Here is a 19,774-nt window from a genome sequence, read left to right as displayed (position 1 = left end):
TCCATCAGGCTGAATTTAGTAGATCGTGGGCCTGCACCAGCATCGCCAGCGCATCGCCGCCGGCAATGATAAAATCCCTAACGCCTGCGTCGCGCAAGGGCGCCTCGAGGTCGCCGGGGCGGCCTGCCAGATAGATATGCTTTGCGCCGGCGGCCTGAAGCGCTTTTGCTGCGGGCGCGGCCTGGCCGGCATAGAGCTTGTCGGACGAGCAGATACATACCAGCGCGGCGCCGGAGGCCTTCCAGGCCTTGGCGAGTACGGCCGGATCGGCGAACCCGTCGCTGTCGAGGGCTTCGATGCCGCCGGTCTCGAAGAAGCTCTTGGCGAAGGTCGCGCGGGCCGTGAAATCGGCCGGCGTGCCGAGATTGGCCAGAAACACTTTCGGACGGGCACCCTTGCGCGCCAGCAGATGATCCGACTTGTCGCGCAGCGCCTCGAAGGGCGAGGCCAGCCGGATCGGTTCCAGCGGGTTGAACTTGATCTTGTCCTTGCCATAGGGCTTGCCGGGGATCGGCTTCACCTTCAGCACGGTGGCGCGGGCCTCATGCAGGTTCGGGAATTCGCTGGCGCCGGTGAGCACTTCGCGGCGCTTGGCGACGCTGGCCTGACGTGCAGCGCGGGTGGCGGCGACCTTCGGCTGGATCAGGTTGTTGCCAAGCGCCGGGAAAGCGCCGCCGGCTTTTTCGATGTCCTGGAACTGCGCCCATGCGGCGTCGCACAGTTCGCGCGTCAGCGCCTCGATGCCGCCGGCACCGGCGGCGGGATCGGTGACCTTGGCGAGATTGGACTCTTCCAGCAGCACCAGTTGGGTGTTGCGCGCAGCACGGCGTGCGAAACCGTCGGGCAGGCCGAGGGCCAGCGTGTGCGGCAGCACGCAGATGGAGTTGGCACCGCCGAGACCGGCGGCGAAGGTTGCCATGGTCGCACGCAACATATTCACATAGGGATCGCGCTGCGTGAGCATGCGCCATGCGGTATCAGCAGCGATGAACAGCGGCTTCGGCGCGAGGCCACAGCTTTCCTCGATGCGCGCCCAGAGCAGGCGCAGCGCGCGGAATTTCGCCATGGTGAGAAATTGATCGGCATCAGCCGCGAGACGCGCATAGACCATGCCGCGGGCCGTCTCGAGCGGAATGTTATGGTCTTCCATCGCGCGCAGATAGGACACCATCACTGCGAGGACGTAGGACAGCTCCTGCACTTCGGAGCCGCCGGCATCGTGAATGATGCGGCCGTCGGCGACGGCGAACGGGCCCTTGAAGCCTTGCGCGGCGAGCTTCTTGATGGTGTCGGTGACGGCGGGCGCCATCTCCCACCAGTTATAGGCGCTGGTGCCCCATACTGCGGTGGCGCCGATGGGATCGAGACCAAAGCGGATGTCGCATGTGGCGGGATCGATGCCCTTCGTCTTGATGTAATCGGCCAGATGCGTCACGGCCATGCGCGACTGCGGGCCGGCATGGAGTTCGATGCCGATGCCGGCGTCGAGGTAAATGCCGTCGAACAGCGTCTCGATGGTGTCGGGCGACGCGACGAGGCCGAAGCCACGCGCGCCATTGGCGCCTTCGAACACCAGCGTGAGACCAGTGGCGCCGTTTTCGAGATCGTGCAGGGCCTGCTTGTTCGACTTCGCGGCATCGGGGTGGTCGATCCGCTGCATGATCTGCCATGGCGCCGCGGCCGGCCGGCCGGCAATCGGCGCCGCATCCTGGGCGCGCGGATAGATCGGCTGGATCTTGACGCCGTCATAGGTCTTGCTGATCAGCTTCTCGAACGGCGCGCCTTTCAGCACGCCATCGACGAGCTTGCGCCAGTCATCGTAACTCGCAGGCGCAAAATCGGCGGCCAGCCGCAGGTCGTCAGTCGCAGTCGACATTGAGGAACTTCACTCCCGGTATTGCTTCGTGGTTGAGCCGGAAAATGCCATGCCGAGAAGGGGTTGCCAATGGCTGTTCGAGCATGGGGATGCGCGGAATTGGCGCTTTCTTCCCTCTCCCCGCAATGCGGGGAGAGGGCGGCGTCGCGCAGCGACGACGGGTGAGGGGCGGGGCACAGAGCCAAACCAATCTGGTCGGAGCGGATCGCACGGTGGGATCCGCGAATGACGTCGTGACGATAGGCGGCGCGCTGCCCGTCGCCCGCCGTGAAGGCGCGGTGACCTCTCCCGCCTAGCGAAGCTTCGCTAGGCACGGGGGCGGGGAGAGGTTAGAGGCCGGCGCTCAATCCAGATCCGGCAGCTTCTCGATGCCGTCGGTTGAGAGCGCCTTCAGATGCTCGGCAACGGTCTTGCCTGATATCATCCGGTCCGGGGCGATCTCGGCCAGCGGCACCAGGACGAAGGCGCGTTCAGTGGAGCGCGGGTGGGGGAGGTGCAGTTCCGGCTTGGCGATGACCACGTCGTCATAGGCGATCATGTCGAGATCGAGCGGACGCGGACCCCAGTGCCCCTCGGCAACGCGGTTGCGGCCGAACTTGTGTTCGATCCTGTGCAGCGTGAACAACAGCGCGTGCGGATCGAGTTCGGTCTCGATCTCGATTGCCGCATTGACGAAGTGGTCCTGCGGCACATCGCCCACCGGCGGTGTGCTGTAGTCTGCCGAGCGTTCGATCAACGCGGCCTGCGTCATGCCGCAGATATTGCCGATCGCCTTGCGGAAGGTCATGCGGACATCGCCGACATTGCCGCCGAGCGCGATGAGGACGCTGGCCATCGGTTATGCCCGCGATCTGCGCAGCACCACGCCGACATCGTCGAAGATCGCGGCGATCGGCGCGTGCGGCTTGTGCACGGTGACCTTGACCGAGCTGATACGCGGAAAATCCGCGAGCACCGCATCGGCTACCGCACCGGCGGCGCGTTCCAGCAGCTTGTAATTGGTGTCTTTGAAAGCAGCGATCGCGGTGGCGACGACATTGGCATAGGACACGGTATCGGCAAGGCGGTCGGTGCGCGAGGCAAGGTCGATATCGGCATCGAGTTCGAGATCGATGACGAAGCGCTGCCCAACCACGCCTTCGTAATCGAGCACGCCGTGATGGGCATGCACGGATACGCCCTTGATGAAGATCATGTCGGTCATCTTAATTCCTCGATGGCTGCGGTGACGCGCAGGGCCTGAACGGTTTCCGCGACGTCATGGGCGCGGACGATTTTGGCGCCGTGCCGCACCGCCAGCAGATGCGCGGCGAGGGATCCGCCAATGCGCTGCTGTGGCTCCGACGGTACGACGGTCGATATGAATTTCTTGCGCGAGGCGGCGATCAGCACCGGCAGGCCGAAGCTGGTCAGCGCGTCGAACCGCGCCAGAGCAATCATGCTCTGCTCAGGCGTCTTGCCGAAGCCGATGCCGGGGTCGAGCACGATGTGGCCCGCAGGGATGCCGGCCCTGGCGGCGATCTCCAGCGAGCGCGCGAAAAAGTCTTTCATGTCGGCGACGATATCGATGCTGCCATCGACCTCGTCGCGGTTATGCATGACGACGACCGGCGCGCTGTGCTCGGCGATGACGCGCGCCATGTCGGGATCGCGCTGCAGTCCCCAGATGTCATTGGCGATGGCGACGCCGGCGGCGAGCGCTTTCGCGACGACGGACGCCTTCATGCTGTCGATCGACACCGGCGTGCCGAGCGCGACGACGTCGGCCAGCACCGGCACGAGCCGCGCCCACTCTTCATCGGCAGTGACCGGCCGGGACCCATAGGGGCGCGTGGACTCGGCGCCGATGTCGATGATCCCGGCGCCCTCGGCAATCATCCGCCTGGCCTGCGCCAGCGCGCGCTCCGGGGCATCGAACTGGCCGCCATCGGAGAAGGAATCCGGGGTGACATTCAGGATGCCCATCACGGCAGGCACCGGCGATGCCAGCAGCGCGGCCAGCACCGGGTGGGCGGTCGGAGCAGACGTGGTCGGACGCGCGATCATGAGGTCGCTTTGCGCGGTCGGGGGGAGGGAGTCAAGATGGGGCGATGCCCAACCTCTCCCCGCTAGGCGGGGAGAGGTCGCCGCGCCTTCGCGGCGGGTGAGGGGCCATGCTCGATAGAAAGAGCAGGGGCCGCACCAACGGGTCGGTTTGAATAAACGCCTTATCGATCCGAGAGATCTTTGCAGAGGTTGATCGTGTGCCTCGCCCCTCACCCCACCCCTCTCCCCGCAAAGCGCGGGGAGAGGGAGCGCTGCCGCGCCTTCGCTGACAGAATGGGTTGTCTCAATACGAAATCTTCAGCGGCAACTGGCGGGCCTTCTCGATCAGGTCGCCGACCGACTTCTCCGAGGGCATCACCCGCACCAGCTTGCGCTTGTCATTGGCCTCGCGCATCGCCTGAGCCAGGCGGGACGGGTTGCGGTGGGTCAATTCGCGTACCGTGTTGACGCCGGAGGCGCGGAGCAGTTCGGCCTTGGCCTTGCCCATGCCGGGGATGCGCAGGTAGTCGGCGAGGTTCGCCCATTCGAGCAGTTGCTGTTCGCTGAACCCGGTCTTGGCAGCGAGTTCCTTGCGGCACTTCGCGGAGTGAGCGGCGTCCAGCAGCCCTTCCATGGTGCGGATGCCTGCCTTTTTCAGTTTGGTCGCGGCGAAGGCCGTCAAACCGTCAATCTTGGAGATGGGATATGTCATGGTACTCAGACGTATGAAGATCGGACGTATGAAGATGCTGGACGCTTACGCGCGGCTGCTGACGTAACAGACGGTCAGGAGAACTGGCTCAGGCCAGGTGTGCCGGCAACGATCTCGTCCATGGCATCCGCGCCGATCTTCTCGCGGCCGAACTTGAACAGTTCGCGCGCGACGCTCTGGATCTCGCCCATGCCGAGGCCAAGACCCATCAGCTTGCTGCCCAGGGCCATGATGCCGCCGCCCATCAGGCTGCTCAATCCACCACCGCCCTCTGACGATGCGATGGCTGCATCCGCACCCGGAATTTTTTCGATGAGCGCATTGACCGGCGCGGCCGGTGCTTCCTTGCGCAGGAACCCCAAGATAATGCCGACAGCCTTTTCAGCCACAGCTTCGTCGATGCCGACCTTTGCGGTCAGCGCTTTGATCAATTCGTCCATGATGCCCCGCCTCACATCGGTTGAGTGCCGATGCCCTTATGTTGAAAAGTGATCTTGAGCCGCTGTGATTCGAATTACAAGCGCGCCAACTCGCCCGACGTGCGATTCAGTGTGATCGCGTATCGAGTGTTGCACCAATGCAAGAGCAAACGTGAAATTTTGGTCAATTGTTCGCAGATGCGACAGCGCCGTACTTTGGAAAGAGCAAAAAGATACGGCTTGTGTTTCGTCCGTGGGAACGACGGACGGGTTTCAAGTGTGGCGGGAACGCTTTGCGTTTCAATCGCTCGCCAAGATGCGGTAAGATCATGGTGAGCCGCAAATTTTTTTGAAATCTTTTTCTTGATGCGCGCGACAGAGGCGATCCGATGGCGACCACCGAACTGAAGTCAGGCGATACCGACGGCAAGATCTTCATCGGCAAGGGCGACCAACCGGCATGGCTGACGCTGGCCCTCGGCAATCGCCACGGTCTCGTCACGGGCGCGACGGGAACAGGTAAAACCGTATCGCTGCAGGTGATGGCGGAGGGCTTTGCACGTGCCGGTGTGCCGGTCTTCGCTGCGGACATCAAGGGCGACCTCTCGGGTATCGCCGAAGTCGGCGAGGGCAAGGACTTCATTTTGCAGCGCGCCAAGGAGATGGCGCTGACGTTCCAGCCCGATCAGTTCTCGACCGTGTTCTGGGACGTGTTCGGCGAGCAGGGCCATCCGGTGCGCGCGACCATTTCGGAGATGGGGCCACTATTGCTGGCGCGGCTGCTCGATCTCAACGATGTGCAGGAAGGCGTGCTCAACGTCGCCTTCCGCGTCGCCGACGAGAACGGTTTGACGCTGCTCGACATGAAGGATCTGCGCGCGCTGCTCGATGCCATCGTGCCGATGACCGCCAAGAAGGACGAGGTCGATCCACTCGCCGATGTCCGCAAGTCAGCCTTGAGCTTCGGAAACGTCACCAAGGCGACAATCGGCACCATCCAGCGCCAATTGCTCGTGCTGGAGAACCAGGGCGCCGATAAATTCTTCGGCGAGCCGGCGCTGGAGCTGAAAGATTTTCTGAAAACCGACCGCGACGGCCGCGGCATGGTCAATATCCTCGTTGCCGACAAGCTGATGTCGAGCCCGCGGCTCTACGCAACCTTCCTGCTGTGGCTACTTTCGGAACTGTTCGAGGAATTGCCCGAAGTCGGCGACCTGCCGAAGCCCAAACTGGTATTCTTCTTCGACGAGGCGCATCTCTTGTTCAACGATGCGCCGAAGGCGCTGCTCGACAAGATCGAACAGGTGGTGCGCCTGATCCGCTCCAAGGGTGTCGGCGTCTATTTCGTCACCCAGAACCCGATCGATGTGCCCGATCGCGTACTCGCCCAGCTTGGCAATCGCGTTCAGCACGCTCTGCGCGCCTTTACGCCGCGGGACCAGAAGGCGGTGCAGGCGGCAGCACAGACCTTCCGTGCCAATCCGAAACTCGACACGGCCACGGTCATCACCGAACTCGGCAAGGGCGAGGCACTGGTCTCATTCCTCGAAGGCAACGGCACGCCTGCGATGGTCGAACGCATCATGGTGCGTCCGCCGACCGCACGGATCGGGCCGATCACGCCTGAGGAGCGCAAGGCAATCCTCGCGGCGAGCCCGGTGAAGGGCAAATACGACACCGCGATCGATTCCGAATCCGCTTACGAGACGCTGCAGAAGCGCATCGCCGGGACGGCGGCGACGCCCGCCGAGGCTGGCGACGCGGCGGGCGGTGGTGGTGGATTTTTGGGCCAGCTCGGTGCGATCGTCGGCACCATCTTCGGCACCAATACCGGCCGCAACAGGCTCTCCACCGGCCAGGTGATTGCGCGCAGCGTCACCCGCAGCGTGACCAACAAGGTCGTCGGCGGCATCGTCGCCAATATCGGCAAGCAGGTGGGCGGCTCGCTGGGAAGCTCGATCGGCCGCGAGATCGTACGCGGGACGCTGGGCGGGATTTTGAAGCGGTAAGTGCCATTCACCACGTCGGTATACGCCGGCCTGCGCCTTTGCAGGTCCGGCGCCATCTGCTACCCACCGCGGTCTGAACGCGCTGCCTCGGCGCGTCTTTGAAGCGGGACTGCGAAGTGACGAAAAGTGACGGCGAAATGCCGGTTTTGCGGTGGCCGTCCTTGCGGCAGCCGCTCGACGTGCTGTTCCTGATCACCTGCGTCCTGCTGACGGCGGATGTGCTCGTTCCGGAAATCTTCGGCAACGGCAAGACCAAGGACTACGCGCTGTGGTTCTGGGCCGGGCGGCAGGTGCTGCATGGTGCGCCGCTCTATGAGGCGAAGACCAATGGGGCGCTGGACTTCATCTATCCACCGCTGTCCGCGGTCTTGCTGGCGCTCCCGAGCTGGTTCGGCAAGGTCCCGCTTTATCTCTTGCTCTCGATCCTGAATTCGGCGGCCTGGGCGATCACCAGCCAGCTGTCCAATGCCATGACCGGCTCGAAGAAAATTCCGGCGGCGTGGCTTGCGGCGCTGCCGGGCTTTGCGACCATCACCTTCGTGTTCGACATGTACGATCTCGGCCAGCCCAATCTCGTGCTGCTGGCGATGATGCTGCTCGGCTTCTGGTGGATGCAGAAGGATCGGCCGTGGCTCGGCGGCAGCATGTTTGCGCTCGCCACGGCCATCAAGGTGTTTCCGGTGGCGGTGCTACCCTATCTGATCTGGCGGCGGCACTGGGCGGCCTCGGCCAGCATGATCATCTGCACGCTGCTGTTGCTCTATGTCGTGCCGGCGCCGTTTCGCGGCTTCGAGCGCAATGCGGCCGAGGTGAAGACCTGGTACACGGAAATGGTCGGCTCCAGCTCCGAGAAAGGCTTCGGCCAGCGCGACGAACAGAACTGGTCCTGGGTCAATCAATCGATCATCGCGATGACGCATCGCCTGGTGCGGCCGATCGATTATTTCCAGGACGATCGCAAGCGTGGATCGGCCACGATGAACCTGATCGATGTCAGCTACAAAACCGCGAACCTGATCGTGCTCGCGGTGTCAGGTCTGATCGGCCTCGGCTTCATCTGGTCGCTGCTGCCGCGATCGAAACTCACGCCGCGCTCACGTGCCGAAGAACTCGGCGTGCTGTTCTGCCTGATGACGGTGGCATCGCCGCTGGCGCGGCAATATTACTTCATGTGGCTATTCCTGCCGCTCACGGTGCTGATGCATCGCGCTGCCGATGATCCCAGGCCGAATGTACGGACCGGAACATGGTGGCTGCTCGGCGTTGTCGGCGCGTTGATGGCGCTGTCGATCCCGGTATTCCCGGCCATGCTGCAGGCTTGGGGCAATAATCTGCTGGCAACGGCCATCCTCGCAGGCGGATTGATCTGGCATATGCACCACCCGCCGGTGCTGCTAGATTCCACCGAAGTTCCGGACCATCACGCTTAAGGAAATTCGCCCATGTCCAATACGCAGCTTGCATCCGTTCTCGATCGCGTCGATGCCGATTTCGACAAGGCTCTGGAGCGGTTGTTCGCACTGTTGCGGATCAAGTCGATTTCCGCCGATCCGGCTTACGCCGAGGACTGCAAGGCGGCGGCAAAGCATCTGGCCGGCGAGATCGAGAGCCTGGGCTTCAACGCCGAGGTACGGCCGACGGCGGGCCATCCCGCCATCGTCGCCACCGCCAAGGGCAACACCGGCAAGCGGCCGCATGTTCTGTTCTATGGTCATTACGACGTTCAGCCGGTCGATCCGCTGAACCTGTGGCATCGTCCGCCGTTTGAACCGGTCGTCACCAAACATGCCGATGGCCGCGACATCATCGTTGCGCGCGGTGCGCAGGACGACAAGGGCCAGCTTTCGACCTTCGTGGAAGCCTGCCGGGCCTGGGTGAATGTCACGGGCTCGCTGCCCATCGATCTCACCATCTGCATCGAAGGCGAGGAGGAGGTCGGCTCAAAGAATTTCGTGCCGTTCCTCGAAGCCAACAAGAAGGATCTCGCCGCCGATTTCGCGGTGGTCTGCGACACCGGCATGTGGGACCCGTCGACCCCGGCGATCACCACGTCGCTGCGCGGGCTCGTCTATGAAGAGGTGAAGATCACCGCGGCCAACCGCGATCTGCATTCCGGGATCTATGGCGGCGGTGCGCGCAATCCGATCCGCGTGCTGACCAATATTCTCGGCAAGCTGCATGACGACAATGGCCGCATCACCATTCCCGGCTTCTATGATGGCGTGAAGGATCTGCCTGCCGATATTCTGGCGCAGTGGAAGGGCCTCGGTCTCACCGCTGAGTCATTCCTGAAGCCAATCGGCCTGTCGATCCCGGCCGGCGAGACAGGCCGCGAACTGATCGAACAGATCACGTCGCGCCCCACATGTGACATCAACGGCATCGTCGGCGGTTACACGGGCGAGGGCTCCAAGACGGTGATCGCCTCGCATGCCTCGGCCAAGGTTTCGTTCCGCATCGTCGAGGGCCAGGACCCCGGCAAGATCCGCGATGCGTTCCGCGCTTTCGTCACGTCGCAATTGCCCGGCGATTGCACCGCGGAGTTTCTCGATCACTCCAACGCGCCGGCTATCGCGCTCGACTGGAACATGAAGCCGCTCGCCGCAGCGCGCGATGCGCTGACCGACGAATGGGGCAAGCAGGCGCTGCTGATCGGCTCAGGTGCGTCGATTCCCATCGTCGCGGATTTCAAGCGCACGCTTGGTCTGGACTCGCTCCTGATCGGCTTCGGCCTCGATGACGACAATATCCATTCGCCGAACGAGAAGTACGACCTCAAGAGCTTCCACAAGGGCATCCGGTCGTGGGCGCGGATCATTGCGGCGCTGGCGGATGTGAAGAAGTAAGCTACACATTCGTCATTCCGGGGCGCGAGCGCCACTTGGCGATCGCGAACCCGGAATCTCGACGTGTTCATCACTGCGGGATTCCGGGTTCGGTCCTGTCGCCTTCGGCGCCCGTTCCGCCCCGGAATGACGAGTATGGCTGCGCGTTGACCCACATCAAGGCTTGCGTCAGGCTTTCCTGATCGAAAGACAAAAGGGAGAGAACGCCGTGTCTGCATCCGAAATCGCCAATACTCATTTCTCTGCTGCGATGGCGGCAGCACAAGCCGCCGGGGTCGATCAGGATGGCGTCTGCCGCTCCCTGGTGAATCTCGTGGTCTCGAAATATCTCGAAACCAGGAGCGCGACTGACGTGCAGTCGGAGCTGCATTTCGTTGCCGATAATTGCGATCCCGACACGGATTTTGCGTTCATGCGGCCGTGATTAATCCCGTCATTCCGGGGCAGAACCAACGCCGAAGGCGATGGGGCTGAGCCCGGAATCTCGTGGTGATGAACAGGTCGGGATTCCGGGTTCGCTCGCAAGTGCGAGCGCCCCGGAATAACGAGAAAACCAAAACAAAGAAAAAACGCCGTCCGGAATTGGACGGCGTTTTGAATCACTGTGTAGAGGTCTATGACCTCTCTATAGCACCAAATCTCAGGTCTTGTAAGACGGATCGCGGCGGTCGAGCTTGCGCAGCATCGGCGGCCAGACCAGCTTGGTCGAGCGCAGTTCGGCCTTGTCGGGGTTGCCCACCAGCGCGGCGTTCTTGTCGATGACGATCTGGTCGACCGGATAGGCGGTCGGGCCGAGCATCCGGGTGCGGACCTGCATGGTGCAGGCGCGTTCCAGGTAATACATGCGCTCGAACGCCGAGGCGACCGAGCGGCCGACGGTCAGCGTGCCGTGATTGCGCAGCAGCATGGCGTTCTTGGTGCCAAGATCCTTCTGCAGGCGCGGGCGCTCGTCGTGATCGAGCGCGACGCCTTCATAGTCGTGATAGGCGAGTTCGGGGATCACGAGCTGAGCAGTCTGGTTCAGGGGCTGCAGGCCCTCCATGCAGGAGGCCACTGCGGTGCCGTCCGGGGTGTGCAGATGCATCACGCAGCCGGCGTCTTCGCGGACTTCGTGGATTGCCGAATGGATGGTGAAGCCGGCCGGGTTGATGCTGTATTCGCTTTCGGACAGCTGGTTGCCGTCGAGATCGACCTTGACCAGCGACGATGCCGTGATCTCTTCGAAGATCAGGCCATAGGGATTGATCAGGAAGTGATGGTCGGGGCCGGGCACGCGGGCGGAGATGTGGGTGTCGATGAGATCGTCCCAGCCGTAGAGCGCAACGAGGCGATAGGCAGCGGCGAGATTGACGCGCTGGGCCCATTCGCCCTCACTCATATGCGACGGCACTTCCTTGAGGCGGGCTTCGGCTGGTGACATGTTGAGTGCTCCCGGATTGACTGGCAGTGTTTTGGCGTTTGGCTGATGCCAGCCTAATCCCGCCCTGTTGCGGCAGCAAGCCAGACGGTTTGCGCGGCAGACATGCTTACCAGGGTGGCAGAAGGCCCGATCGCGACATTCAGGAACTGAAACGCGCGCGATAGTCCTGCGGCGTGGCAGAAAGCAATCGCAGGAAGCTGCGTCGCATGGTTTCTTCGGAACCGAAGCCGCAGCGTTGCGAAATGCGTTTCACCGGCAGTTTCGTTTCCGAGAGCAGCCGCCGTGCGGCTTCGACGCGCAACTGCTCGACGGCGCGGGCGGGCGTGATGCCGGTGGCGTCCGCATAGTGCCGGCTGAAGCTGCGCTCGCTCATGCCGGCCTGTTCTGCCAGCATGGGTAGCGAAATGTCGTCGGCGAGATGCTTGCCGATCCACTCATGCAGCGCGCCGAATTTGTCGTCCGCGGTCTGCAGCGACAATGCCGCGCTGAATTGCGACTGGCCGCCGGGGCGCTTGAGAAATACCACGAGATGGCGCGCCACCATCAGCGCGACGCTGCGTCCGAGGTCTTCCTCCACCAGCGCCAGCGCGAGATCGATTCCCGCGGTCACGCCGGCCGATGTCCAGAACGCGCCGTCGCGGACGAAGATCGGGTCGGACTCCACATGCACGTCGGGAAAGCGCTGCGCGAGTTCGGAACACCAGGACCAGTGGGTGGCGGCACGACGGCCGTCGAGCACGCCGGTTGACGCAAGCAGGAACGCGCCGGTGCAGACCGAGGCGGTGCGCCGCGCCTTGGCCGCGCGCTTGCGCACCCAGGCGACCATAGCGGGATCGGAAGCGGCGGCGTGTACGCCGGGACCGCCGGCAATGAGCAGCGTGTCGATCGGTTCGGCCTGGCGCGGCAGATCGCTCACGGCGAGGCCAAGTCCGGCAGAGGCGGTCACACTATGGCCGCCGCGCGCGATCACGCGCAGCCTATAGGGCGCAGGTTGTCCCTTGCGTTGCATGATCTCATTGACCGTGGCGAAGACCTGCAGCGGGCCGGACACGTCGAGCAGTTGCACCGACGGGAACGCCAGCACGTCGATAACGCGCGGAACCGTCGCAACAGAGTTTGGCGGGGAACGAGGGGTCTTTGGCATATTCGCCAGACTGTGCCGGGCTAGGTTCGGCTTGTCCATTCACAAATGCTTGGAGCATTCCATGATCCCGCCAGACCAACATCTCCAGATCGGCTCGCTGTTGTTTGAGGGGCTTGACCAGATCGATCTCACCGGCCCGTTCGAAGTGCTGTCGCGGATCCCGAATTCGACCTATCGAATCTATGGCAAGACCACCGATCCCGTGCGCGACTACAGGGGGCTTCGTATTACGCCGGATGCCGCCATTGGCGACGCGCCCCAGCTCGACGTGCTGCATGTGCCCGGCGGCTTCGGCCAGGAAGCGCTGATGGACGATACGGTTGTGCTCGATTGGCTCCGTCAGCAGGCCGGACATGCTCGAATCTTTTCGGTCTGCACCGGCGCGCTGATCTGCGGCGCTGCGGGATTGCTGATGGGCCGCCGCGCGACCACGCATTGGGCGTCGTTTCATCTGCTGCGCTATTTTGGCGCAACGCCGGTCAACGAGCGCGTGGTGATCGACGGCGACTGGATCTTCGCCGCCGGCGTGACGTCGGGCATCGATGGCGCGCTGCGTCTGGCTGCAGAACTGCGCGGCGACGAGGTGGCGCAGGGAATTCAGCTGTTCATGGAATATGCGCCACAGCCGCCGTTCAACAGCGGCACGCCCGAAACCGCACCGGCGACGGTGCTGGCGCAGACCCGTCAGTCGGTGGCGAAGATCACCGCGCAACGCGAGGCCACCGCACAACGCATCGCGACGAAGCTTGGCATCATCGTGCCGACAGCGGCGGAGTGAGTTGCGCAAGCCGCTTCTAATATGATCGAAAGGATCATGATCATGAACCTCACGCACATCCATGCATTTACCCAAGCGATGCAGCGCAAAGACCTCGATGCCATGCTCTCGCATATGGCCGACGACATCGTGCTGAAGACGCCGCTCGCGGCCGAGCCGTTCAAGGGCAAGGCAGCGATCCGGCCGGTGGTCACGGCGCTGCTGGGTGTCGTCGACAGCTTCGACTTCCACGAAGTGCTGCAGGGCCCGGAACACGTGTCCGCCTTCTTCGGTATCACCGTTGGCACAGAACAGCTGGATGGCGTCGACTACTGGCGTCTGAACGACGCCGGCCTCATACAGGAAATGACGGTGCTGTGGCGACCGCTGCCGGCGGCGCTGGCCGTCGAGAAGAAGCTCGCGGCTGCATAGGAACGTCAGCCCTTCGGCCGCTTCGGTGCCTTGCCGGAGTGGCCGCGTGGCGGAGCTGTGGCGCGCAGCACCTGTCCGACGATGGCGGCAGCCTTGTCGATCTCCTGTTCGTTCCAGGCGGAAAAGCCCATGAACAATCCCTGGCCGGCCACAGGTCCGGTGAAATACATCGATAGCGGGCGGCCGGTCACGCCGAGCTCGGAAAGTCGTGCCGAAATGGTGCGGTCGTCGCGATCGAGATCGAGATGGGCTAGCAACTGCATGCCGCCGGCCGGCGGTTCGATCGTCAGGTGATCGCCGGCATGAACTTGCAGTGCCTGCAGCAGGTGATCGCGCCTGCTGCGATAGACACGCGTCATCTTGCGGATATGCGCCGCGAAGTGACCGTCGTCGATGAATTCGGCCAGCGCATCCTGCACCGGCGCCGGCACGATATGGCTGCCGTGGCGCTGCGCCTTTTCGAACAGGTCGGCAAGATCCGGCGGCACGATGGCGTAGCCGCTGCGCACATCCGCGAACATCGGTTTCGAGAACGTGCCCACATAGAACACGCGGCCGTTGTCATCGAGGCCCTGCAGGGCGGCGACGGGGCGGCCGTCATAGTGGAATTCGCTGTCATAGTCGTCCTCGACGATGGCAGCCCCAATGTCATTGGCAAATGCAAGCAATTGCTGCCGCCGGCTCACAGGCATCAGCCGTCCGGTGGGATGCTGATGCGACGGGGTCACGAAGATCAGCCGCGGGCGATCGCGCCGGCCTTTGATGGAGAGGCCGCTGCCATCCAGCGAAATGCCGCGCATGGTCGCGCCGGCCGCATTGAGCGCCGCATATGCGCCGCCATAGCCGGGGCTTTCGACCCAGGCGAGATCGCCGGCATCGAGTAACACGCGCGCGATGAGTTCAAGCGCAGACTGCGCCGATGGCATCAGGATAATCTGTCGTGCCTCGGCCCGCACGCCGCGATAGGCGATGAGATGGCGGAGCAGGGCGTTGCGCAACGAGGCGCGATTGATGGCGGGATCGCCGGTCGATCCGCGTCGCGCCGCGCGGCGCAGGCAGCGCGCCCAGATGTCGTGGGGAAACAGCCGCGCATCTGCCAGCGCCGGGGCCAACAGCAGTGGCCTCCCTTTGTTGATGAACGGCCAATCCGACTTCTGCACGCGCTCGGCCCAGCGCGACAGGCCGAGCGGCTTCGGCGTCTTGCCGGCAATGTTGCGCCCGGTCAGCAACGCCTTGCGCTCAGCGGCGGCGACCGTCGGGCGTCGTCCCTGCGCGACGTCGAGATAGCCTTCCATGGCCAACTGATCGATGACGGACGAGACGGTGTTGCGGGCGAGGCCGAGCTGCTGCGCGCAGTCGCGGCTCGACGGCAGGCGATGGCCTGGCGGCAGCGCGCCGCTCAGGATCGCCGCGCGGAGCTGATCATAGAGCTGCCGCGTCAACGTCTCGCCGCTCGCGGACCCGCGCGCGATATCGATCAGCCCTGCGAGAATGTCGCCCATCAAACTGGCTCAGTCATTTTTACTGGAATGGATCTTTGATTGGGGCCAGTAAAACCTAGTGTCCTCGGTCTGTCGAGTGCGCCATGCACCGAAGCCGTGAGATGAAGCCATGTCCGAACATCCCCTGTCGCGCCGCACGGCGCTGCTGCTGTTTGCCGTCGTCGTGACCATGTGGGGGCTGAACTGGACGCTGACGAAATTTCTGGTGCAGCACATTTCGCCGCTGTGGTCGGTGGCGATCCGCGCCGTGATTGCCACGCTCGCTCTTGCGGCGATTACGCTGGCGCGCCGGCAATTCATCGTGCCGCGGCGCGGCGACATGCCTGTGATCGTCAGTGTCGCGGTTCTGCATATGGGCCTATTCTCGGTGCTGGTTGCCTTCGGCCTGCAATTTGTGCCGGTCGGGCGCTCCATCGTGCTCGGCTACACCACGCCGCTCTGGGTCGCGCCGGCCGCTTGGCTGCTGCTGCGTGAGCCCGTTCCGCGAGAACGTCTCGCGGGCATCGTGCTCGGGCTTGCCGGCATCGCTGTCATGTTCAACCCGTCGGCATTCGACTGGAGCAACGGCAATGCGCTGATCGGCAGCGGGCTGTTATTACTCGCGGCGCTGTGCTGGGCGGCGAACATCGTCTATGTCCGCGGCCACCGCTGGATCTCCGAGCCGTTTCAACTCGTGTTCTGGCAGGCGCTGCTCGCGAGCGTGCTGCTGACAGTGCTGGCGCTGATCCGCGAAGGCGTCCCCGATATCGCCTGGACGCGCGAACTCGTCGGCGCATTGCTGTTCGGCGGGATCTTCGGCACGGCGCTGGCGCATTGGGCGATGGTGATCATCAACCGCAGCCTGCCGGCGACCATTACGTCGCTCGGCCTGCTGGCAACGCCGGTAATGGGCGTTGCGATTTCCGCGCTGGTGCTGGGCGAGGCGATCGAGCTGTCGCTGATCGCCTCGATGGCCATGATTCTTGGCGGGATTGTCGTCGGAACGATGTCGCGCCGGAAGCCAGATGTTCTGCCGACGACGCAGCCTATCCCAGTTGCCGCCCGACCATCTCGCCAATCGCCGTGAACACCGTCTCCAGTTGCGGAGCCGTCGGCGTGCCGCCCTGCGTATAGGCGGCGATGACGACGGGCTGGTCTGGCTTCGGCCAGGTCACGGCGATGTCGCCGGCGGCGTCCTTGCCGTTGTTGCCGGTCTTGTCGCCGATCTTCCATGTCTTCGGCAGCCCGGCGCGCAGGCGCTTGTCGCCGGTCTTGCAGTTCACCATCCAGTCGGTGAGGCGTTCGCGCGAGGCGGGCGTTAACACGTCGCCTGTCACGAAGCGTTTGACGTTGCCGGCCATCGCGGCAGGCGTGGTCGTGTCCTGCGGATTGCCGGGACGCGAACGGTTCAATAGCGGCTCGTTGTGATCGAGGCGCGAGACGCCGTCGCCGGTCTTGGTCCAGAAGGCGGTGAGGGCGGCCGGACCGCCGACGCGCGCCAGCAGCATGTTGGCGCAGGTGTTGTCGCTGAGCTCGACGATGGCCTTGCACATGTCGGCGACCGAGAGCGCGCCCTTGGCAAGATTGTCGCGCGCGACCGGTGCATATTGCAGAAGGTCTGCAGCGGCATAGGCAATCATCTGATCGGGCTTGTCTTCGCCGCGGTCGATGCGGGCGAGAACGCAGGCGGCGAGCGAGGCCTTGAACGTGCTGCACATCACGAAGCGCTCATGGGCGCGCCACGCGATCTTTGCGCCCGTCTTGAGGTTTTCGGCATAGACGCCGATCCGCCCGCCGGTGTCGCGTTCATAGGCTTGCAACGCTGCCGGCGCGTCCTTTGCCGTTTCCTTGGCAAAGGCCGGCCACGCCATGAGCGCCGGCGCAGCCGCCAGCAATGTTCGTCGATTGATCATCATGGCGTGTCATTCGCGGGCGAAGAGGGAGAATTGATGGCGGGCGATTGGAAGTCCGCAATTTCGCGGGGAAGGGGATTGCGCTACACTGTGATTCTGGCGCGGCCCACGCCTCCCCCCTCCAGCGGGAAAGTATCGATCATACCGGGCTCTCTGATCACCGAACCAACTGTTCGAGCATCAAGCATAAGGAGGGGTTGTGACAACGCTCGCACCAGGAGGTTCTCACAATGCGTCTTTCTGCGCCTGTTTATCAATTGAAGCGCAAGGCCAGGCTTCTATCCCGCGCCGATAACATTCCTCTGCACGAGGCACTCGACCGGATCGCCGTGCGAGAAGGCTTTGCTGCCTGGAGCCTGCTTGTGGCCCGAATGTCTTCGGTGGCACCTGCCGCGAAACTGTTCGAACAACTGTCTCCTGGCGATCTCGTGCTGGTCGGCGCGCGCCCGGGCCATGGCAAGACGCTGATGAGCCTGAAGCTCGCCGTGGAGGCGATGCAATCCGGCCATCGCAGCGTGTTCTTTTCGCTGGAATACAGCGAAAAGGACGTGCTGGACCGTTTCAGTGCCATCGGCGTGGAGCGGGGGCGTTTCGATACTCTGTTCGAATTCGACAATTCCGACGACATCAGCGCCGACTACGTCGTCCGGAAACTGGCCGATGCGCCGCGCGGCACGCTTGTGGTGATCGACTATCTGCAACTGCTCGATCAGAAACGCGAGAACCCGGCCTTGATGGTGCAGGTGCGTGCGCTGCAGTCATTCGCGAGGGAACGCGGGCTGATCTTCGTCTTCATCTCGCAGATTCATCGGTCCTACGACCCCGCCGTGAAGCCATGTCCCGATCTGGACGATGTGCGGTTGCCGAATCCTGTCGATCTCGGCCTGTTCAGCAAGACGTGCTTTCTGAACAACGGCGACATCAGGTTTCAGGCGGCGCGTTAGTCTACGACACGGGCCATGAACAACAAGAGTCGTCATGGCCGGGCTTGTCCCGGCCATCCACGCCTTTCATGATCGCCAAGACGTGGATGCCCGGCACAAGGCCGGGCACGACGAAAACTTGGAACTTAGTACTAACGCAGAATTTTACGGCGCGGGGATCGCGAGCAGGCTCGAAATGCTGCTGCCGCGGATGTCGTAGACTTTGGCGAAGACGACGTCGTCGCGCTTGATCTCGGCAATCACGGGGGCGGTGAGGCCCTTGCAGTAGAACTCGCCAAGCGTCATCGCAAAGTCGGCCGACTGGCTGTCCCAGCCGATGGTGAAGTCGGGACCGAGCGCGACCTGTGCCGGACGCTGCGGGCCGCACACGGCGACCTTCCACTTGCGGCCGACCGGCGGGCTTTCCTGGCGCTCGACGATCTGCTCGCGCAGCGCATCGGAGGCCTGCTTCAGCGCAAGGCCCCAATAGTCCAGCATGTACAGCGCATCGGCCTGGCGAACGGTGCCGGCGATGTAGTTGAAGTGGGTGTACTGATACGGATGCAGCCGGATCATCTCGGCCGTCGGCAGCATCAGGCCGAAGGAGAACACGGCGACGGCAGCCGCTTGCGCGCCGCGATGATTGACGCGCAGCCAGTCCATCAGCGCCGCGAAAGCCGCGCCGCCGAGCACGGCCATCGGCGGAAGCACGAAGATGAAATGCCGGATGCCGTTATACAGCGCCGGGCGCTTCACCATGGCGATCACCAGCGGCAATGTGGCGGCAAAGGTCAGCATCAACAGGATGGTCTTGCGACGTGCGGGCACGGTGTCGCGCGACAGCGACATGATGGTCAGCGCGATGCCGCCGAAGGTGAGGCTGAGCAGCACTTCCGGAAGCTGCAGCGCGAACAGCGTCGGCAGATAGGACCACGGCATGTCCGGCACCGAGATCATCGCGCCGTCGAACATCTCTTTCCACGGTTTCTCGAAGAAGTGAGAGAAGTAGCCCAGGGCGCGCAGCGGATTGGCGGGCTCGAGAATCGACCACGGCCAGATCAGGCCCATGATCAGATAGCCGAAAGCGAGGCCGGGCAGCAGCACGTAAAGGACATGCAGCAAGCGGTGCACGCTCTCGCGCACGCCATTGGTGCGGACATCCTCGATCCACAGCGGCATGAAGCCGATCACCGCGTAGATCAGCGTCAGGCCGGCGAGAATGCGGCAGCCGATCGCGCAGCCGGCACCGAGGCCGAGGATCAGGACCGTGCGCGGCGACGGATTCGGATATTCCTGCGCAAGGCGCACCAGCCCGAGCATCAGGATGACCATCGCCACGGCGAAAGGCGCATCCTTCGGGTTCATGAACATATGGCCGTAGAAGGTCGGGCACAGCGCCAGCAGCAGCAGCGTGGCGAGGCCGCCCACGGGGCCGGCGACACGGCGGCCGAGGCGCCAGGTGACGCCGAGGCCGATGACGCCGACGATCGCGCCGAGCAGGCGTCGCGTCTCGAACAGCTCCAGCGGGATGATCTTGTGCAGCAGCGCGGCCGCCATATCGAAGCCGCCGCCATACATGTAGAGATTTGCAAACGACAAAGCGCCGGTGTCGGTGAAGCCCGACCCGTACATCTTCAATAGAAGATCTGCATATTCAGCGTGGGTATAGTCGTCCCATCCGAGACCATAGTCCCGGAACGTGAAGCTTGCGACGATACTGACAACGACAAGCGCCAGGATGGCGAGGTCGTCACACGTCCGTTCCACCGAGCGCCTTACTGGCGTGTCGATGGCCGCAGTCGTAATCGATGACATGG

At 63.5% G+C, this 19,774-nt stretch carries 19 protein-coding genes; 8 read left to right on the top strand and 11 right to left on the bottom strand.

Annotated features, from left to right (window positions below; translation table 11 throughout):
• Positions 1-4 precede the first annotated feature (4 nt).
• The 6 genes from AB8A23_RS24195 to AB8A23_RS24170 all read right to left on the bottom strand — a co-directional run bounded on the left by AB8A23_RS24195 (position 5) and on the right by AB8A23_RS24170 (position 5,053).
• Positions 5-1,876 carry a methylmalonyl-CoA mutase family protein gene (locus AB8A23_RS24195; protein ID WP_439057941.1) on the bottom strand — a complete coding sequence of 624 codons (1,872 nt, stop codon included), beginning with the start codon at positions 1,874-1,876 and terminating at the stop codon, positions 5-7.
• Between the two features lie 343 nt (positions 1,877-2,219).
• The gene (gene folK / locus AB8A23_RS24190) at positions 2,220-2,711 is read right to left on the bottom strand and encodes a 2-amino-4-hydroxy-6-hydroxymethyldihydropteridine diphosphokinase (RefSeq protein ID WP_439057943.1); all 492 of its coding nucleotides are present in this window, start codon (positions 2,709-2,711) and stop codon (positions 2,220-2,222) included.
• 3 nt (positions 2,712-2,714) lie between these two features.
• Positions 2,715-3,080: a dihydroneopterin aldolase gene (folB, locus tag AB8A23_RS24185; RefSeq protein ID WP_089266999.1), complete on the bottom strand. Its 366-nt coding sequence runs from the start codon at positions 3,078-3,080 to the stop codon at positions 2,715-2,717.
• Positions 3,077-3,922 (bottom strand): dihydropteroate synthase, encoded by an 846-nt coding sequence (folP, locus tag AB8A23_RS24180; RefSeq protein WP_439057945.1) that lies wholly within the window; start codon positions 3,920-3,922, stop codon positions 3,077-3,079. The genes folB and folP overlap by 4 nt, the downstream gene beginning before the upstream one ends.
• A 283-nt stretch (positions 3,923-4,205) precedes the next feature.
• Positions 4,206-4,613: a DUF4332 domain-containing protein gene (locus AB8A23_RS24175; protein WP_089267001.1), complete on the bottom strand. Its 408-nt coding sequence runs from the start codon at positions 4,611-4,613 to the stop codon at positions 4,206-4,208.
• Between the two features lie 74 nt (positions 4,614-4,687).
• Positions 4,688-5,053 (bottom strand): hypothetical protein, encoded by a 366-nt coding sequence (locus AB8A23_RS24170; protein WP_068734292.1) that lies wholly within the window; start codon positions 5,051-5,053, stop codon positions 4,688-4,690.
• A gap of 368 nt (positions 5,054-5,421) precedes the next feature.
• On the opposite strand from AB8A23_RS24170, the gene AB8A23_RS24165 reads away from it, so the two are divergent.
• The 4 genes from AB8A23_RS24165 (at position 5,422) to AB8A23_RS24150 (ending at position 10,311) form a co-directional block, all read left to right on the top strand.
• Positions 5,422-7,041, top strand: coding sequence for a helicase HerA-like domain-containing protein (locus AB8A23_RS24165; RefSeq protein WP_439057948.1), 1,620 nt, complete (start codon positions 5,422-5,424; stop codon positions 7,039-7,041).
• Positions 7,042-7,178: 137 nt separating this feature from the next.
• Positions 7,179-8,471: a glycosyltransferase family 87 protein gene (locus AB8A23_RS24160; RefSeq protein WP_439060465.1), complete on the top strand. Its 1,293-nt coding sequence runs from the start codon at positions 7,179-7,181 to the stop codon at positions 8,469-8,471.
• Between the two features lie 12 nt (positions 8,472-8,483).
• The gene (locus AB8A23_RS24155; RefSeq protein WP_439057950.1) at positions 8,484-9,887 is read left to right on the top strand and encodes a M20/M25/M40 family metallo-hydrolase; all 1,404 of its coding nucleotides are present in this window, start codon (positions 8,484-8,486) and stop codon (positions 9,885-9,887) included.
• 208 nt (positions 9,888-10,095) lie between these two features.
• Complete coding sequence (locus tag AB8A23_RS24150) at positions 10,096-10,311, top strand: hypothetical protein (protein ID WP_439057952.1); 216 nt, start codon at positions 10,096-10,098, stop codon at positions 10,309-10,311.
• A gap of 216 nt (positions 10,312-10,527) precedes the next feature.
• Here AB8A23_RS24150 and AB8A23_RS24145 read toward each other — a convergent pair whose 3' ends face one another.
• Positions 10,528-11,307, bottom strand: coding sequence for a class II aldolase/adducin family protein (locus tag AB8A23_RS24145; RefSeq protein ID WP_089267004.1), 780 nt, complete (start codon positions 11,305-11,307; stop codon positions 10,528-10,530).
• A 139-nt stretch (positions 11,308-11,446) separates the two neighbouring features.
• Positions 11,447-12,451, bottom strand: coding sequence for a GlxA family transcriptional regulator (locus tag AB8A23_RS24140; RefSeq protein WP_439060466.1), 1,005 nt, complete (start codon positions 12,449-12,451; stop codon positions 11,447-11,449).
• 61 nt (positions 12,452-12,512) lie between these two features.
• Here AB8A23_RS24140 and AB8A23_RS24135 point away from each other — a divergent pair, with 61 nt between their 5' ends.
• Together AB8A23_RS24135 and AB8A23_RS24130 are read left to right on the top strand one after the other, a co-directional pair.
• Complete coding sequence (locus AB8A23_RS24135; RefSeq protein ID WP_089267005.1) at positions 12,513-13,229, top strand: DJ-1/PfpI family protein; 717 nt, start codon at positions 12,513-12,515, stop codon at positions 13,227-13,229.
• Between the two features lie 42 nt (positions 13,230-13,271).
• Entirely contained in the window at positions 13,272-13,640 is a 369-nt protein-coding gene (locus AB8A23_RS24130; RefSeq protein ID WP_184519389.1) for a nuclear transport factor 2 family protein, read from the top strand.
• Positions 13,641-13,645: 5 nt separating this feature from the next.
• Here AB8A23_RS24130 and AB8A23_RS24125 read toward each other — a convergent pair whose 3' ends face one another.
• The gene (locus tag AB8A23_RS24125; protein WP_439057955.1) at positions 13,646-15,142 is read right to left on the bottom strand and encodes a PLP-dependent aminotransferase family protein; all 1,497 of its coding nucleotides are present in this window, start codon (positions 15,140-15,142) and stop codon (positions 13,646-13,648) included.
• A 109-nt stretch (positions 15,143-15,251) separates the two neighbouring features.
• Here AB8A23_RS24125 and AB8A23_RS24120 point away from each other — a divergent pair, with 109 nt between their 5' ends.
• Positions 15,252-16,208: a DMT family transporter gene (locus AB8A23_RS24120; RefSeq protein ID WP_439057957.1), complete on the top strand. Its 957-nt coding sequence runs from the start codon at positions 15,252-15,254 to the stop codon at positions 16,206-16,208.
• On the opposite strand, the gene bla is transcribed toward AB8A23_RS24120, so the two are convergent.
• Entirely contained in the window at positions 16,168-17,037 is an 870-nt protein-coding gene (bla, locus tag AB8A23_RS24115; protein ID WP_439057959.1) for a class A beta-lactamase, read from the bottom strand. The two genes, AB8A23_RS24120 and bla, sit on opposite strands and share 41 nt — an antisense overlap.
• 227 nt (positions 17,038-17,264) lie before the next feature.
• Between bla and AB8A23_RS24110 the strand changes: the two genes are divergently transcribed.
• A complete protein-coding gene (locus tag AB8A23_RS24110) occupies positions 17,265-17,978 on the top strand; it encodes a DNA helicase (protein WP_439057961.1) in 714 nt (237 codons plus the stop codon).
• Positions 17,979-18,122: 144 nt separating this feature from the next.
• Here AB8A23_RS24110 and AB8A23_RS24105 read toward each other — a convergent pair whose 3' ends face one another.
• On the bottom strand, positions 18,123-19,772 hold the full coding sequence (locus AB8A23_RS24105) for a glycosyltransferase family 39 protein (RefSeq protein WP_089267010.1): 1,650 nt from the start codon (positions 19,770-19,772) through the stop codon (positions 18,123-18,125).
• Positions 19,773-19,774: the final 2 nt, after the last annotated feature.

Origin of the sequence: Tardiphaga sp. 619_E2_N8_4, assembly GCF_051810905.1 — a bacterium.
In the GTDB taxonomy this organism is placed as follows: Bacteria; Pseudomonadota; Alphaproteobacteria; order Rhizobiales; family Xanthobacteraceae; genus Tardiphaga; species Tardiphaga robiniae.
This window is presented reverse-complemented; position numbering and strand designations above follow the sequence as displayed.

Coding starts and splice junctions, on each gene's coding strand:
- folK (WP_439057943.1), bottom strand. CDS start 2,711: ATGGCCAGCGTCCTCATCGCGCTCGGCGGCAATGTCGGCGATGTCCGC.
- folP (WP_439057945.1), bottom strand. CDS start 3,922: ATGATCGCGCGTCCGACCACGTCTGCTCCGACCGCCCACCCGGTGCTG.
- AB8A23_RS24110 (WP_439057961.1), top strand. CDS start 17,265: ATGCGTCTTTCTGCGCCTGTTTATCAATTGAAGCGCAAGGCCAGGCTT.
- AB8A23_RS24125 (WP_439057955.1), bottom strand. CDS start 15,142: ATGGGCGACATTCTCGCAGGGCTGATCGATATCGCGCGCGGGTCCGCG.
- AB8A23_RS24160 (WP_439060465.1), top strand. CDS start 7,179: ATGCCGGTTTTGCGGTGGCCGTCCTTGCGGCAGCCGCTCGACGTGCTG.
- AB8A23_RS24195 (WP_439057941.1), bottom strand. CDS start 1,876: ATGTCGACTGCGACTGACGACCTGCGGCTGGCCGCCGATTTTGCGCCT.
- AB8A23_RS24105 (WP_089267010.1), bottom strand. CDS start 19,772: ATGTCATCGATTACGACTGCGGCCATCGACACGCCAGTAAGGCGCTCG.
- AB8A23_RS24135 (WP_089267005.1), top strand. CDS start 12,513: ATGATCCCGCCAGACCAACATCTCCAGATCGGCTCGCTGTTGTTTGAG.
- AB8A23_RS24170 (WP_068734292.1), bottom strand. CDS start 5,053: ATGGACGAATTGATCAAAGCGCTGACCGCAAAGGTCGGCATCGACGAA.
- AB8A23_RS24155 (WP_439057950.1), top strand. CDS start 8,484: ATGTCCAATACGCAGCTTGCATCCGTTCTCGATCGCGTCGATGCCGAT.
- folB (WP_089266999.1), bottom strand. CDS start 3,080: ATGACCGACATGATCTTCATCAAGGGCGTATCCGTGCATGCCCATCAC.
- AB8A23_RS24175 (WP_089267001.1), bottom strand. CDS start 4,613: ATGACATATCCCATCTCCAAGATTGACGGTTTGACGGCCTTCGCCGCG.
- AB8A23_RS24120 (WP_439057957.1), top strand. CDS start 15,252: ATGTCCGAACATCCCCTGTCGCGCCGCACGGCGCTGCTGCTGTTTGCC.
- AB8A23_RS24130 (WP_184519389.1), top strand. CDS start 13,272: ATGAACCTCACGCACATCCATGCATTTACCCAAGCGATGCAGCGCAAA.
- AB8A23_RS24140 (WP_439060466.1), bottom strand. CDS start 12,451: ATGCCAAAGACCCCTCGTTCCCCGCCAAACTCTGTTGCGACGGTTCCG.
- AB8A23_RS24145 (WP_089267004.1), bottom strand. CDS start 11,307: ATGTCACCAGCCGAAGCCCGCCTCAAGGAAGTGCCGTCGCATATGAGT.
- bla (WP_439057959.1), bottom strand. CDS start 17,037: ATGATGATCAATCGACGAACATTGCTGGCGGCTGCGCCGGCGCTCATG.
- AB8A23_RS24165 (WP_439057948.1), top strand. CDS start 5,422: ATGGCGACCACCGAACTGAAGTCAGGCGATACCGACGGCAAGATCTTC.